The following is a 15,857-nucleotide window of genomic DNA, read 5'->3' as shown; positions in this document are numbered from 1 at the left end:
GAGGGAAAGACATGCTAACAGTCAAAGGCTTAAACAAATCCTTTGGTGAAAATGAGATTTTAAAGTCGATTGATTTTACGATCAACAAAGGGCAGGTTGTGGCGATTCTTGGTCCATCAGGTTCAGGAAAAACAACGATGCTTCGCTGTTTAAATGCACTTGAAATTCCAAATGCCGGCTCCTTTACCTTCGATGATTTCTCGATTGATTTTTCTAAAAAAAATAAACAAGCTGATTTGCTCAAACTTCGCCGGAAGTCAGGCATGGTGTTTCAAGATTATCACCTGTTTCCGCATCGTACTGTTCTTGAGAATGTGATGGAAGGTCCAGTCCAAGTTCAGCGCCGGCCAAAAGAAGAGGTGCGAAAAGAAGCGATTCAGCTCCTGCAAAAGGTAGGACTTGAGGATAAAAAAGATTTGTATCCCTTCCAGCTGTCAGGCGGTCAAAAGCAACGTGTCGGCATTGCCCGTGCACTTGCTATTCAACCAGAGCTCATGCTTTTTGATGAACCAACCTCTGCACTTGACCCTGAGCTTGTCGGGGAAGTCTTAAAGGTCATGAAGGATTTAGCGAAAGAAGGCTGGACCATGGCGGTCGTCACACATGAAATCAAGTTTGCCCAAGAAGTGGCAGACGAAGTGATTTTTATTGATGGCGGCGTCATCGTCGAACAAGGTCCTCCAGAAGAAATCTTCAAACGACCAAAGGAAGAACGAACAAAACAATTCTTAAACCGGATTTTAAATCCAGTATGATGAAAAAAGGCTGTTCTCACGTGGTGAGGACAGCCTTTTTTTATATCTTTTTTTGCAGGCGAAGTGCCAGTAAATCTTGTAAGAGCAACCTCGCTCCCTCTGGACTGATGACCACTCCACCCGATAGCACTTTGTTGGAGCCTGTTACTTCCCCTGTGACGATACAAGGTTTGTCCTGCCAATACGGTTTTATGACAATTTGGTCTTCTTCTCGATAAATCTCCATAAAATCGCGCGGATGAATTTTCAACCGTTTTCTTATATCTGTCGGCAAGACAACTCTTCCGACGTTATCTATATATCTTACATAGTCTTGATTTAACAAATTGACCCCCTCCTGCATCTCTAGATATAGGCAATTCCCTCTTTATCAAGGAATGAAGCGCTTCAATCGGTTAGAGAAAGGATAAGTTGCAGGCTGATCCAGTGGCTAAACACGCTTCCCATATATGATATATCTATTTGGTGCAGGACCAATGAAGGAAAAAGGATAACATGTGGTAAGGATAAGTTCTTCCTTTTCCTGTTGAAGTGTAATAATACTTTGATCATCTTTTTTCACAATCTTTGTTTTCTCAATTTCATAGGTAAATTGACCGTATGAAAGCTCAATGTCGAGTTGATCCCCTTTCACCAGTTCTCCTGTTCGTCTAAACACAGTATCACGATGCCCAGATAAAACGATTTGTCCTTGTTCATTAGGTAAATAGCTCTCGTGGTAATGACCAACACCCTTTGCCAAATCCTCCGCATCCGTTCCTTCTACAATTGGTAATTCAGCATTTAACTTTGGAATGTGCAAGAGCCCAATGGTTTCACCAGCCTTTGGCACAAAAGGGGAATCCGCATCCCCCTTTTGCTGGATGGCTGCTTGTGCAGACTGAAAAGATTGATCTACTTGCCTTTGCCCATCAACGATTGTCATATATCCTATCATCACAAGACAAATACCTGCTGTGATCAGTGTCGCTGAGATGATTTTTTGAACCATGGACGATTACCCGTTTCTTTTTCTTCTTTTCCATACAATAAGGGCCGCACCTATTAATACGAGTGCAAATCCGACTAGTAAAAAGTTGTACATCGCTGTTGCAGTGTTCGGAAGATGATGACCAGGTGTATCCTGTTGTGGCTCAGAAGGTTGATCTGGATTTGCTGGCACTTCTGGCACATTCGGCGGTTCTACTGTCGTTGAGTTTTCAGGTTTGTCTGGTTCATCTACATTCTCACCCTTCACGACTCCGATATTTTGAATGGTTTTACCTTCAGATCCTTTGGCAACCTTCGCCTCAAACGTTACGGTATGCCAATCGTTATCTTTGATATCTCCAAATTGACCGGTTACTTTGCCTTTTGTGTAATCTCCGTTGTCATCATCTTTTGCATCTGTGACGGCTTGGTCATCTACTTTTAATGATCCTTCGACGTATTCAAGACCTTCTGGCAGTTGATCTGTGATGACTAAATCTTTGATGACACTGTCTTCTACACTATTTTTTGTTTTGATGGTGTAAAGAATGACCTTTACGATTCGAAAAAATTCTTTTCATAAGTAAGCGATTACAATTGAGCAAAGTCATTTAAAGGGATGTGGGAGTATGTTACGATTGAATTCGAGTGTTTAAGAAAGAAGGGAAAGCTTTTGAAGCGGGAACATCTTTTACGTTGGTTTTTTTATTTTGTTGGATTGATCGTACTAGCTTTTGGACTATCACTGACAGTGAAAGGAAAGATTCTTGGGATTGGTCCTTGGGACGCTTTCCATTACGGACTGTTTCAGCATTTTGGACTGACGATTGGACAGTGGTCCATCATTATTGGTGCACTCATTGTGACACTAACTTCTGTTTTTACGAAATCATTTCCAAAGATCGGCGCATTACTGAACATGGTGCTGATTGGTATGTTTATAGATTTCTTTAATGCGGTATTGCCTGCACCACATGGGTATTTACCCGCTTTATATGTGTTTATTACGGGCGTTGTGGTTTCAGGATATGGTGTTGGCATTTATGTCTCCGCGAATCTTGGCGCCGGGCCAAGAGATTCATTAATGCTCCTCATCTCAGCGAAAACTGGATTGAACGTGCAGTGGGTGCGAAATGGCATTGAGTTAACAGTGCTTTTGTTTGCATGGATGCTCGGCGGACCGATTGGCGTTGGCACGATTCTGACGGCTATTTTCACAGGTCTCGTCCTTCGATTCTCTTTGCCACAATCGACACGTCTCCTAGAGCTGCTTATTACAAAAACAGCAGAGAAACCTGTTCAGACGCTTATCCGATAAGAACAAGCCATTCTACAAAAAAGAATGGCTTTTCTTGTGTTAAAATAAATAAACAGAATATTCTATTATCGGAGATGAGACCTCATGCAGCTTTTTCATTATCATTACTGGACACCATTTGTTGAAGAGACCGAGCAGGCGTATCGGTCGCTAGGCTTTGAAGTAAAGGCGCGTTTCACAAAGGATGGCTCCTTTCATCCGCCGCTCACATGGGATGACTTTAGAGAAGAGCAGCCGACCTTTCGCATCGTCGAAATGAGAAAGGGACAAATCAATATCACATTCGGTTATAGTAAAAAAGTCCTTTTTGATCACATTGGCTTTCTTGTCTCAGATGAAGAATATGGGGAGCTACTTTCACAGGTAAAAGAGCTCAACTGGCCGGTTCAAGAAGGAGAACGAAGAACGTTTCTTTCAACACCTCTTCGTTTAAGGTTTGAATTACAGCGGCGTACAGATGTCATTGAAACTGGGAACGATACGCTTCAAGCCATGACAATTGCTGTTCCTGATTTGTCACAGACATCTAAAGTGGGTCAACTGCTCTCTTCTTTGAATCAGCCCATTCACTGGCAAAAAGGAGAACGCCTCTCTTTACTTCACGTGATCATGACTGATTGCAATGGATTAGACACGAAAGATCCGAATGGGGTTCATATCCTGAAACAGACGTAGAAGTGCTTTCTGTCGATTTGTGTACAGGATGTCCCTTTTGTACGGCGCTCTACAATGGTACAATTAATGTAAAAAATTAGAGGTTCATGATGAAGATTTTCGCTATCCAATTACAACATTTAGATGACATCCATGCACGAAAACAAATTGATCAATTGAAACCCTTTGTTTCAGCTGAAAAGCGCGCTGCGGCTGAGCGCTTTCGATTTTTGGTCGATGCAAGAAGGACCTTGTTAGGTGAGGTACTGGTTCGTCAGGTGATCCATGATATGTACGATCTGCCTTTTGATCAGATCGTTTTTGAAACAGAGGGCAATGGCAAGCCTGTTGTCCGGCACATTCCTTCTTTTCATTTTAATCTTTCTCACTCTGGTGATTGGGTCGTATGCGCAATAGATGATGCACCTGTAGGGATTGATATTGAGGAGATCAAACCGATTGATCTAGCGATTGCTAAAAGATTTTTTTCAGCAGATGAGTATAAGGATTTACTTTCACAATCGGCAGAACGGCAGGAAGCCTACTTCTTTCATTTATGGTCAATGAAGGAGGCTTTTATCAAGCTGACTGGAAAGGGATTATCCTATGGTCTTTCTTCCTTTACAGCCCGCCTGTCAGAGGATGGACAGGCGACATTGACATTACCTGATCATGAGGCGCCCTGCTTTGTTCAAACATACTCACTCGATCCTGCCTACCAAATGGCGGTGTGTACACGAAAGCCTTCTGCGGCTGAACGTGTTGAGATACTCTCTTGCCATGATGTGCTGGCTCGTCTTTAATATCGCCCAATTTGCTGAAATGCTGTCTTTAACAAATCGACTCCACGTGTGATTTGCTCTTCTTTCACATGCCAAATGTTCAACTGAAGAATGGGGTCTTTTTGATAGGTCGAAAGATAATGGCGATCGATTGACTGAATGGAAACAGATGCCTTTTTTAGCTGCTGAATGAGCTGGTTCATCGGAATTGACCGATCGATCCGTACATGTGTATGAGTAGCCGGCTCCTCTTCTCCTAGTTGATAAGCGATTTGATCGCTTTTCAGGCATGTCACTAGCTGTTTGGATCGATTGCGATAGGTTGTCTGCATTCTTTCTCGATGCCGTTCAAACATCCCGCTTTTCAAGTATATTTCTAAGGCTGCCTGTGACAGCATGGAGCTGTCGATGTCAATGAGCCGTTTGTGTTCGCTAAAAGGACTAATTAGTTCCTCAGGTAAGACGACTGCTCCTGTTCGAAGTCCTGGAAAAATGATTTTGGAGAAGCTTTTTAAATAAATGACCTTTCCCGCCTGATCGTATGAATAGATCGGGTCTCTTTTTGCATCAAATTCTAAATCGGCTATATAATCATCTTCAACGATATAGACGTCGTATTTTTCGGCAAGAGCTGCAATCGCTCTTTTCTCTTGTTTTGACAAGCTCGTTCCAAGGGGGTTTTGAAACCTTGGCATCGTATAGAAAAAACGAATCTCTTCTTCTCGAAAGATGCGCTCCAATTCTTGAAGATCAATTCCCTTTTCCGTCCGCTGAATCCCCATCACAGGAAGTTGATTTTTTTCTAAATATTGAAGGTATAGGTGATAGCCTGGCTGTTCGACTAGTATGGTCTGTTTGCCATTCGGAAAAGGGATGGTGCTTAAAATGGATAATGCCAGCTGAATACCAGAGGTCATAACGATCTGCTCTGGATTAGCAAACACTTGATAATCCATTAATCGCTTAGAAATGACTGGCAGCAGCGATGGTAATCCGTTGGTTGTACCGTAAATAAACAAGTCATTTTGATACAAATCGATGGCTTGGTTGATGCAGTGCTGGAAATCAACATATGGAAACACGACGGGATCAGGTGCAGATGAAGCAAAATCAATCCATGTGCTATCCTCTTTCCCCGATAACTGCTTTGTTTTCACGACATAGTAGCCGCTTCTTTCTACAGAATACAGCAGATGTTCTCGTTCTAATGTGTCTAATGCTTTAATAACTGTGCTTTTGCTCAATGCATATTGTGCCGCCAAATGGCGAATGGAAGGGATCTTCATGCCCGCATGGTATTCACCAGACGTCATCTTCTCTTTTAAGCTGAGAACAAGCTGATCATATTTCCTCACACCGCTTCCTCCTTGTACCGGTACAGATATCATGTTCTCTTATTGTACACCTTAGATGATCCGATTACGATAGAAGTACAGAACCGGTCAATTCATCTGAAGCATGCATGCTCGTATAAGGAGTCAAATTGTGGACATTTCAAAACAGAAAGCGTATGCTGCCGCGATAGGCTACGCGACGATCATTGGTTTTTCATTTTTGTTTGTCAAAATTGCATTAGAATCAGCGAACCCAATTGATTTATTGGCACATCGCTTTACCGTTTCTTTTGCAGCCGCACTATTGCTGTTTCCATTTTTACGAAAGAAGATCCGCCTCTCCATTCAATGGCGTGATCTTCTCTACATCGTACCGTTTTCCTTGCTTTATCCTGTGTTGTTTTTTGCTTTTCAAGTATGGGGGCTGATGTATACCTCTTCGTCAGAGGCTGGTATTATACAGGCAACGATTCCTATTTTAACAATGGTGCTGGCCGCGTGGTTTTTAAAGGAACGCGCGACATGGATCCAAGTGCTGTTTACCATTCTTTCGGTGTGCGGAGTGATGCTTCTCTTCGTCATGAAGGGAATTGATGTAAAGCATTCACACATGATCGGCTATGTACTGATATTACTTTCAGCCTTATCCTCCAGTGCATACAGTGTATTTGCCCGGGTCATTACACGGCGCTTCCATGTAATTGAACTCACTTTCGTGATGACATTCTTTGGATTTATCTTCTTCAATGCCGCTGCGCTCATTCGGCATTCAGTAAACGGAACAACACTGCAATTTTTCAGCCCATTTACACAACCATCCTTTGTATGGTCAATGCTCTTTTTAGGCATTCTTTCTTCACTTCTCACAGCATATTTATCAAACTATGCCCTTTCCCAGCTTGAAGCGGCAAAGGTCAGCATCTTTAACAATTTATCTGCGTTTATTACAGTCGCCGCTGGGGTTCTCATTTTACATGAAACAATTGATTGGTATCATCTCATCGGAGGTGTGCTGGTCATTGGCGGAGTGATTGGCGGGAATGTGGTAAAGAAGCGGAATTCATAAGAAAAAGCGGTCCCTTTAAGGAGGACCGCTTTCTTTTAATGTTTTATGAATTGTTGTTTGCCTGCAAGATCGATCACAAGTCTCATCTGTTCTGCGAAGGATTCGAGGTGTGTGTTGATATACATGTGCCCCCCTTCGAAATTGATGCGTTCGATGGTTTTTGCCCATGGCAGCCAACCGTTTGCATCTTGCATGCATTTTTCATCTTGTGTTCCATTGAATAAATAAACGGGTGTTTCGATGATGGATTGATCTTTGTGCTGGAAGGTTTCCAGCGCCTGATAGTCTGCACGTAAGGACGGCGTAAAGTAATCCATCATTGGTTTGTTTTCTAATAATTCCTTTGGTATCCCGCCCATTTCGGCAATATGCTGAACAAATGCTTCATTCGATAAATGGGTCAGGATCTGTCGTTTTGTTTGCGGCGGCTGAATAGCCGAAATCACGACTGCTACAGGATAAACCCCTTCCCTTTCTAATAGCTGCGTCAATCTATACACGACAAGTCCTCCCATGGAATGTCCAAACAGGATAAATGGACGGTTCAGGTTGCCCATGAGCCCTTCTTTGTATAGCTCAGCCAATCGGTCAATGCTCGTTTCGAGCGGCATGAGATTGGTTCCATGACCTGGGGGCTCTGCTGCTGTGACTTCGGCAGTGCCTTTTAGTTGTTCAAAAAGCGGGCGGTACGAGGCGGAATAACCGCCTGCAAAAGGAAAACAAATAAGTTGAATAAGATCTGATTTTTTTTCAAAGGTTTTAAATAAATGATTCATACGTTCTTACCCCTTTATCATCGTTTGAAGAATTCGTGCCAGTTCATCTGCCTGCGGCCTTTTCATCATGGTGACATGGTCTCCTTTGATGTGATAATACGAGCACGATCCTTTCGTATAAGCCTCCCAATCTGAGAACTTCTTTTGGAAATCAATGGCGTGATCACTGCTTTGTACAATATAAAACGGCACATTGAATGGTTCTTTTTCTAATTCAATGGCTTGTGACATGATCGTATTATGCGTTTGCATTTGCAAATATTTATCTAAATACTGATCATTCATAAATTGATGAACCACTTCATCCTTTTCTGCCTCTTTTAGTATTCTTTGCTTCACTTCTTGGAAGCTCAGCCCTTGTAATGCTTCTGGCTGGACACCGACGAGATTTCCCATTCCAAGGACAAGCGCAAGCATTTTCACTTCTTCTTCGTTCATATCCGCATGGAGCGCCTGATCTGCCTCATCTCTTAACACTGGGACCGTATCTAAAATGATGAGTCCTTTCGGCGCTTTTCCTGCATGGCAGAGCCGCTGATTCATTCCGTAAGCAAGATGCCCGCCCATTGAATGACCTGCTAGATAGTCGACACCAGGTCGATAGAAGGTCTCAATGGCTTCAACAAATATGGACACAAGCTCTGTGTAATGAAAGAATTGCGGTTCTTCATCCTCATATAAGCCAGGAGATTGCACGGCGTACACAGCGCCTTGATGGGTCATCAGCTTAGCCACATCGATATAGCCCATTACCGTTCCACCGGCAGGCGGTGCAAAGAAAATCCTTGGCTCGGCTGGATCGCCTTTTTTCAGCTCAATCACGTAGTCCTTTGGAGACCTTTCGACGTGCTCCGCAGCCTCAGGCATTGCGTCTACATGTGCGGCTAGCTGAGCCGGTGCTGGATGCATGAAGATCCATTTTGGATCAACCCGAATCCCCTGTTCTTTTAATTTGGCAACGGCTTGGATACTCATAATTGAATCGCCGCCTAAATCAAAGAATGAGTCATGTATGCCTACTTGTTTGACACCAAGTACTTCCTTGAAGGCTGTGACAATTTGTTCCTGCGTTTCGGTGACTGGTTTGTCATCCCTTTGAGAAAGAGAGATCGTTTCTGCTGGGTCTGGCAGTGCTTTTTGATCAACCTTTCCGTTTGTTGTGACTGGTATTTCGTCCATTACAATAAAGTAACTTGGAATCATGTAACCTGGCAGGCTTTCCTGTAAAAATGCTTTCCAGCCTGGAGTAGGATTCTCTCCGTCTGTGACAAGGTAGGCTGCCAGCCGTTTTGAGCTGCCATACGTTTTGGCGATGACTGTACACTCTTTTACTTGTGGATGCTTGAGGAGAGCTGTCTCTATTTCTCCACATTCAATCCGGTAGCCTCTAATTTTCACGAGGTTGTCTTTTCGGCCGAGATATTCAATGGTGCCATCTGAACGCCATGTACCAAGATCCCCTGAACGATACAGCCTTTCTCCCTCTAGTTCAGGGAATGGATTGTCTATAAACCGTTCCTGCGTCCGCCCTGGATCATGAAGGTAACCTTTTGCCAGACCTGTGCCGCCGATATAAATTTCTCCTTTGACGCCTGCTGGCACTGGATTGAGCGCATCATCTAGTATGACGACAGTTGAATTCGATACTGGGACACCAATTGGAACTGACCTTGCTCCCTCTGGTACGTGCGTGACTTGGTGTGTTGTAGCTAGGGTCGTGTTTTCTGTAGGACCGTAAGCATTGATCAATACACCTTTCATATGCGGCAGTGCCTTTCGTGCATGCTCACTGGACATCGCTTCTCCGCCAACGAGTAATGTACGGTAGCCTGCTACACTTGTTGGATCGTGCTCTACCAGCCGATTGAATAAAGCGGTTGGCAGACAGTTGGCTGTCACTTCATGCGCTTTGATCAGCCGTGATAATTCATCCATATTCAGCGCGGCATATTTCGGAATCAGAATGAGCTGACCGCCATTCAGGAGCATACCCCACAACTCAAATGTAAAGGCATCAAAAGCATAGTTTGAGAGCTGAAGCATTTTATCATCTGGACCTAGTTTCATATAATTTGTTTCTCTCACTAGACGGACAACTCCTGCATGGGGGAGCATAACGCCTTTTGGTGTACTTGTTGAGCCTGATGTGTAGTTGACATAGGCTAACTGGTCTTCTCCAATGATTGATTGTTCTCTTTGATACCCTGCATCAGTTTCTAGTAGTGGCTTGTCCATGTCAATCTTTGTACCTGTAAAGTCTCCTAAACGCTCTATTAAATGAGACTGAGTGATGATCACATCACTTTGTGTATCACGGACAATGAGGCGGATTCGCGCATCTGGATATTCTGGTGACATCGGAACATATGCAGCACCAGATTTGACGATGCCTAGCACTGAAACAATCATGTCAAAGGAACGATCAAAGAGCATCGGTACAAGTGAACCTGGTCCAACTCCTTTTGACTGCAAGTAAGCAGCAAGCTTTGTTGCCTTCTCATCCAACTCTTGATACGTCATGGACTCTTCCAAATAAGACAAGGCAATGCGGTGCGGATCACGCTGCACCTGTTCTTCAAACAGCTCTTGAATGGTGCGCTTTGGATAAGGCGTAGCCGTTTGGTTTTTCCCAATGATCATCGCAGCCTGTTCCGCTTTGTCCATTAAGCAATAATCAGAAAATGTACGTTCAGGCTGAGCTGTCATACCATCTAGCAAACGAAGATAATAATTCATATAACGATGAATGGTTTCTTGATCAAATAAATCTGTATTGTATTCCACATGGATCGACAGCTTCTCTCCCTGTTCAAATACATGTAAGGTGAGATCAAACTTAGACACTGTATGATGAACCATCACATGTTCACTTGTCAGCCCTTTGAGATTGATATTGAGCGAATCTGTTACATACCCCATCGCCACTTGGAAAATAGGCGATCGACTTAAATCTCTATCTAAAGAAAGATCATCGACAAGCTTGTCAAATGGATAGCGCTGATGCTCAAATGCTTTTAATGTCATCTCTTTCACGTTTTCCATGACATCAGCAAACGTAGCTGCTGTGGAGATATCCTGTCTCAGCGCGAGTGTATTCACAAACATTCCAACAAGCTTCTCTGATTGCTCGGCATCTCGCCCTGCGATCGGCGAGCCAATGATGATATCTGTCTGCCCAGACAGCTTGTGAAGCAGGACGTAGTACGCCGACAGCATCGTCATAAACAGCGTTGTGCCCTGCTGTTTGGACAAAGCTTGCAAACGGCGAATAAGCGTATCTTCCAAGACGATTTGCTCTGTAGCGCCGTTAAATGTTTGAACTGGCGGACGAGGACGGTCAAACGGCAGCTCTAGCACTGGAAGTTCACCTTGTAATGTCTTGAGCCAATAGGATTGGTCTGTTTGATGATGCGTTACTTGCTCATTTTCCCAATGAACATAATCGGTCCACTCGATTTCCAGTGCTGGGAGCTGCGGCGCTTCATCTACAAGCAGCCCGTCATAAGCCACTTCTAATTCCTGAATGAGCAGACTGAGCGACCATGCATCTGAAATGATATGATGCTGCGCGCAAAGAAGATAACATTCTTCATTGCCCATATCCACAATCGTCCACTGCGCAAGAGGTCCTCTTTCCAAATCATACATGCGGTTCGCTTCTTGCTGAATAAGCTGCTTGAGCCTTCTCTTTCTTGTTTTTTCATTAAATAATGAGAAGTTCGCAACTGTGACGGATGGCGGAAGGTCTTCACGTATTATTTGAACCGGCTTGCCGCCAAGCGATTGAAAGGTTGCGCGCAGTGCTTCATGACGTTTCGTTAAGAGACCAATCGCTTTTGTTAACGCTTGAATGTGCAGTTGTCCTGTCAGCTTCCAAGCACCTAATATATTGTAATGATGACTCTTTTCCAATGTGGATAAGAACCAAATACGTTTCTGAGCATGTGACAGCTCATAGCTTGTTCGCTTTTCCAGCTTTGGAATCTTGGCTTCCTGAACAACGGGTGCCCCTTTGATGTCATCAACCATTTGCGCCAAATGTGCCAAATGCTTGCTTTCAAATAATATTTTTAAAGGCGCTTTGATTGAAAACTCATGATTGATCCTTGAAATGGTTTGAGTCGCCTTTAATGAATGTCCGCCAAGATCAAAGAATTGATCCTCTTTGTACACACGATCAACGTCTAAAATGTCCTCCCAAATGGTAGCAAGCACCTGCTCTGTTTCCGTTTCTGGCAATTGCTTTTCAAAGGATTGTCCATGTTTGTGATGATTCAGCTTGAGGGCTTCATGATCAATAGACCCATCTTGTCTTTTCGGTATTTCCTGTACTTGCTGAATATCCCAGCCATCTTTTGTTATGTTTCCGATTTCTTCAACATGCACTTCTTTTCCAGGCATCGCCGTGTAAAGAAGCTTCTTCTCAAAAGTCGGGATTTGCGCTGGCTGAACATACGCAGCGATTTCTGGATTGGCTCCGTCTAGGCCGATAAATAGATGCGCTTCATTCAGCCGAGCACCTAGACAGAATGAATGGAGACCTTGCTTCTTTCCAATCAATTGAAATCCCTTGCGGACGGTAAGGGCTGCGCCGGTATGTCCCTTAGACAAACCGAGATTATCCCACATACTAAAGTTTAAAGAGATCGCCCGTCTCCCTTCTTTAAAGGTGAGCGTGTGTGCAAGCCCATCTAAAAAGCTATTGGCGGCAGAGTAAGCCCCGAATGTTGTACCGCCAAAAAATCCATTTACTGATCCAAAAAAGACGAGTGGTACTGTCGGGTCATGCTTGAAGGCTTCCTGCAGGACAAACGCTCCGTCCGCTTTCCCTGACAGTTCCTTTGTAAAATCCTCTTCTGACGTATGAGCCAATGTATACTTATCTGCCTGCTGAAAATGCTCTGACACATTGCCTGCTCCAGCTAAATGCAGCACACCCCTGATGGTTTGACCGAAATGTTTTTCTGCTTTGTAAATCGTGCGCTCCACGTCAGCTAAATTCGTCACATCCGCTTGGACATAGATGACGTCACCGAGGTCTTTTAGCTGTGAGAATTCTTCTTTCTTTTCAATGTTGTCTTCCAGAGAAGTCCTTCCAATCAAGACAAGCTTTAAGCCAAATTGGAGCATCTGCTTAGACAGTTCAAATCCAATACCACCAAGTCCTCCAGTCAGCAAATACAGTCCTTCATATTTTAAAAATCCTTCTGTTTGAGATACGTTCATCATCTCGACTTTTTCCAGCTTTGGTACGAGCCTATCCCCTTTTCGGTATGCCACCTCTGCTTTGATATGAATCGCCGACAGCTCATCAGCAATATGCTTTGCATCTTGTTCCACTTGCTCCGCTTCAATATCAATATGCGACACTTCTGCTCCTTCCCATTCTTGCGGGATGGTTTTTAACAAACCAACGAGCGACGTTTTCTCCACATGAAGATCGTCTTCAGCATTCACAAATTGACCACCCTTTGTTACGACAACAAGCCGGACAGGCTCTTTGTTTTCTTGCCTCCATGCTTGATACAAGTACAAAATCGATTGATTGGATCTGGCATGCATTTCTGTAAACTGCGCAGGCTCAACGATGGCTTCTTTGTCTGTCACATTCCACATGTGGAGTATGCGCCCTGTCTTTAATTCATCTGCTTCAAGTGCTGCAACAAGCCTGACGTAATCCCCCTTGATTCTCGGGTTCATCTGGTACATCCCTTTAGACAGACGCAAGAATTCATGTCCTTTTTTCACAGAAACATAGGGCTGATTTCTTTGTTCGAATTGGGCGTAAAGTGATTGGTATAGCCCTTTTTCATCCTCGAAAACGAGTATATGATCAGCAGCAGGATGAGTCGGACCAATATGCTCCTTTGCCCAAGTGCGTTTAAAAAACCAATCTGGCAGTGTTTGTTCATTTTCAGAAGCAAGGTCCAGTGCCCTTTCAATGTCACGGAACACACCCTCTTTTAGTGCCGCGCCTAACTGAGCACGCTGGATCTTTCCGCTTTCTGTTTTCGGAAATTGGTCTTTTTTCACTGGGATGATGTGATCGGGCTCTATGCCAATTTTACGGATGATAGCCTCTCTAATTTGCTGAATCATCGTGACTTGTTCCTCTAGCGAATCCTTTTGTGTGACAAAGAAGACAGCAAGCGTGTCATTGCTTGATTCGGGATTGTAGATGCCGTACGCAGCGGCAAAAGTGACTTCAACTCCGTCCACCTCTTCCACAACTGCTTCAATTTCATAATTCAAATAGTTGGCTCCATTGATGACGATGATGTCCTTTTCTCGACCTGTCAGAACAAGACGCCCTTCGTGAATAAATCCTAAATCCCCAGTGTGAAACCAGCCATTTTCCGCAAATACCTCTTGATTGGCTTCCTCATTTTGATCATAGCCCATCATAATCGTCGGACTCTTCACCTGCAATCGTCCAACCTGATCTTCTGGCAGCACATGATGATGCTCGTCTACAATCCGAATCCATACAGACGGAATCGGTGCACCGACTTCTGTAAACGTCATTTTGTGCGGATGATCTTGTGCTACGTATTGAATTTCACTTGTTAACGAAGTCTGATCAATCGTCAGCTGTCCATCTTGATCACCATGCCTCATAAATTTCTTAGATTGGACAATGGCTGAGGATGTTTCAGACATACCGTACGCCGGCACCATCGCATGACGGCTTAATCCGTGCTGCCCCATCATATGCATGAAGCGCTGCGTCACTTTTGGCACAACCGCTTCGGCTGCATTCATGATATACGTCAGTGTGGAGAGATCCCAGCTCCCTTTGCGAATGTCGTCCTCATATTCATTCATCATCGCAAAAGCAAAATTCGGTGCCCATGTCCTTGTGACGCCGTATGTTTCTATCCAATCCAGCCACACCATCGGCCGCTCGATAAATTGATCGATGGATGGACTAATCTGCTGGCAGCCAAAGTAGACATCATGTACATGAAACATGACAATGCCTCCTACATGATCAAGCGGCATCCAGTTAAGCGACACATCCTCATGCGTAAAGCCATTTGTCTGCTCAAAGGAAATGATTCTAGATAAAATACTTTGATGGTTGTGACGGATACACTTTGGCACACCCGTACTTCCTGAAGAGAGCAGCTGAAGCACAGGCTCATCCGGCTCTGGCTCATAATGCTGTTCATCCGGCACACACGAGAGCAATGTTTCGATTGTTAAAATGGGCATGTTTTTTGCCTCAAACGCCTCACGCAGCCCAGCAATGTCCTCAGCACTTGCTTCATTCGTCATAATGAACGGTTCATTTTGCAGCTGAAACACGCCTTTCAGCTTGTTCACAGCTTGATTCGTTTCATCATAAACAGGCGGTACAGAGACTGGAGTCGGAATGATGCCACCGAGAATACAGCCCCAAAACGCAGTGATGAAATCTTGATGATCTTTCAATTGGAGTAACACTTGATCGCCGTTTGTCAGCCCTGCTTTCCTTAAACCAGACAGCACGCGTTCTGCGTTTGTGAGTAACTCAGGATAAGTTTGGGTCAACGTGTGCCCGCCTTCTATAATATAGGTTACCCCGCGATCAGGTGACATAAAGGCTGATCGAATTAGCACCTCTGTCAGTGTGACAGGTGTGCCTTGGTTTTTGATGACATCCCCGCCATACACAAGTGCAGGCGGCTTTTCATGGACGGATGCTTGCTTTGTTTCGCCCGCATCGTCCTTTGAGATCGATACATTCTCTTGCGCCCGCTGCCGATTAGGAAACAGATCATCTAGGTGATAAGGCGTTTGTTTTTCTGTCTGACTTTCTATGAGAGCAGCCGCTTCCTCTACTCCATCTATAGCTTTCGTACGATCTTCTATCTTTCTCAAACTCTCTTCATCAATGATGTCAATCGAAAGCAGTGCTTCTGTATCGACCGCTCCACTTTCTGTCCTTGGCAAGGAAGGTAATAAGACGAGAGCGGCGGGCACTTCATCAGGATGAAGTACGCCTGTCATCAGATCCTCTCTTGTCAGCGAAGGGTCCTTCGCCTGTGCAAATAGCACAAGCGAGAGGCTGCCTTCTTCATTTTTCTTCGGGATGAATGCACATTCCTTTAGCGGAAAATGAAGCATCATGACCTGTTCTAATGCTTTAAGATCAATTCGTTTTCCGTTGATTCTGACGATATGATTTGCTGCAAGTCCTTTTCTTCTACTCATTAACATC

At 44.1% G+C, this 15,857-nt stretch carries 10 protein-coding genes and 1 pseudogene; 5 read left to right on the top strand and 6 right to left on the bottom strand.

Features of this window, described 5'->3' with window-relative positions:
• The first annotated feature begins 11 nt into the window (after positions 1 to 11).
• Positions 12 to 755: an amino acid ABC transporter ATP-binding protein gene (locus GPS65_RS05740; RefSeq protein ID WP_012008904.1), complete on the top strand. Its 744-nt coding sequence runs from the start codon at positions 12 to 14 to the stop codon at positions 753 to 755.
• Between the two features lie 40 nt (positions 756 to 795).
• Here the strand turns inward: GPS65_RS05740 and GPS65_RS05735 are convergent, their stop codons facing one another.
• From GPS65_RS05735 to GPS65_RS05725, 3 genes and pseudogenes are all read right to left on the bottom strand, one after another.
• Positions 796 to 1,080: an AbrB/MazE/SpoVT family DNA-binding domain-containing protein gene (locus GPS65_RS05735; RefSeq protein ID WP_161985366.1), complete on the bottom strand. Its 285-nt coding sequence runs from the start codon at positions 1,078 to 1,080 to the stop codon at positions 796 to 798.
• Positions 1,081 to 1,185: 105 nt separating this feature from the next.
• Positions 1,186 to 1,746, bottom strand: a complete 561-nt coding sequence (locus GPS65_RS05730) for a class D sortase (RefSeq protein ID WP_119124406.1) — start codon at positions 1,744 to 1,746, stop codon at positions 1,186 to 1,188.
• 6 nt (positions 1,747 to 1,752) lie between these two features.
• Positions 1,753 to 2,274: pseudogene (locus tag GPS65_RS05725) on the bottom strand (isopeptide-forming domain-containing fimbrial protein); the annotation flags it as partial.
• A gap of 123 nt (positions 2,275 to 2,397) precedes the next feature.
• On the opposite strand from GPS65_RS05725, the gene GPS65_RS05720 reads away from it, so the two are divergent.
• The 3 genes from GPS65_RS05720 (at position 2,398) to GPS65_RS05710 (ending at position 4,499) form a co-directional block, all read left to right on the top strand.
• Positions 2,398 to 3,042 carry a YczE/YyaS/YitT family protein gene (locus GPS65_RS05720; RefSeq protein ID WP_012008896.1) on the top strand — a complete coding sequence of 215 codons (645 nt, stop codon included), beginning with the start codon at positions 2,398 to 2,400 and terminating at the stop codon, positions 3,040 to 3,042.
• An 84-nt stretch (positions 3,043 to 3,126) separates the two neighbouring features.
• Complete coding sequence (locus GPS65_RS05715; RefSeq protein WP_012008895.1) at positions 3,127 to 3,717, top strand: hypothetical protein; 591 nt, start codon at positions 3,127 to 3,129, stop codon at positions 3,715 to 3,717.
• An 89-nt stretch (positions 3,718 to 3,806) separates the two neighbouring features.
• On the top strand, positions 3,807 to 4,499 hold the full coding sequence (locus GPS65_RS05710) for a 4'-phosphopantetheinyl transferase family protein (RefSeq protein WP_012008894.1): 693 nt from the start codon (positions 3,807 to 3,809) through the stop codon (positions 4,497 to 4,499).
• Here the strand turns inward: GPS65_RS05710 and GPS65_RS05705 are convergent.
• A complete protein-coding gene (locus GPS65_RS05705; RefSeq protein ID WP_119124405.1) occupies positions 4,496 to 5,833 on the bottom strand; it encodes an aminotransferase-like domain-containing protein in 1,338 nt (445 codons plus the stop codon). The two genes, GPS65_RS05710 and GPS65_RS05705, sit on opposite strands and share 4 nt — an antisense overlap.
• A 130-nt stretch (positions 5,834 to 5,963) precedes the next feature.
• Between GPS65_RS05705 and GPS65_RS05700 the strand changes: the two genes are divergently transcribed.
• A complete protein-coding gene (locus GPS65_RS05700; protein WP_012008892.1) occupies positions 5,964 to 6,878 on the top strand; it encodes a DMT family transporter in 915 nt (304 codons plus the stop codon).
• 35 nt (positions 6,879 to 6,913) lie between these two features.
• On the opposite strand, the gene GPS65_RS05695 is transcribed toward GPS65_RS05700, so the two are convergent.
• Together GPS65_RS05695 and GPS65_RS05690 are read right to left on the bottom strand one after the other, a co-directional pair.
• Positions 6,914 to 7,654, bottom strand: a complete 741-nt coding sequence (locus GPS65_RS05695; protein ID WP_012008891.1) for a thioesterase II family protein — start codon at positions 7,652 to 7,654, stop codon at positions 6,914 to 6,916.
• A gap of 6 nt (positions 7,655 to 7,660) precedes the next feature.
• Positions 7,661 to 15,856 (bottom strand): non-ribosomal peptide synthetase, encoded by an 8,196-nt coding sequence (locus GPS65_RS05690; protein WP_161985365.1) that lies wholly within the window; start codon positions 15,854 to 15,856, stop codon positions 7,661 to 7,663.
• Between the last annotated feature and the right edge of the window lies 1 nt (position 15,857).

This window comes from Bacillus pumilus, assembly GCF_009937765.1.
Taxonomy (GTDB): domain Bacteria; phylum Bacillota; class Bacilli; order Bacillales; family Bacillaceae; genus Bacillus; species Bacillus pumilus_O.
Note: the sequence above shows the minus strand (reverse complement) of the source record. Positions and strands in the feature narration are given on the sequence as shown.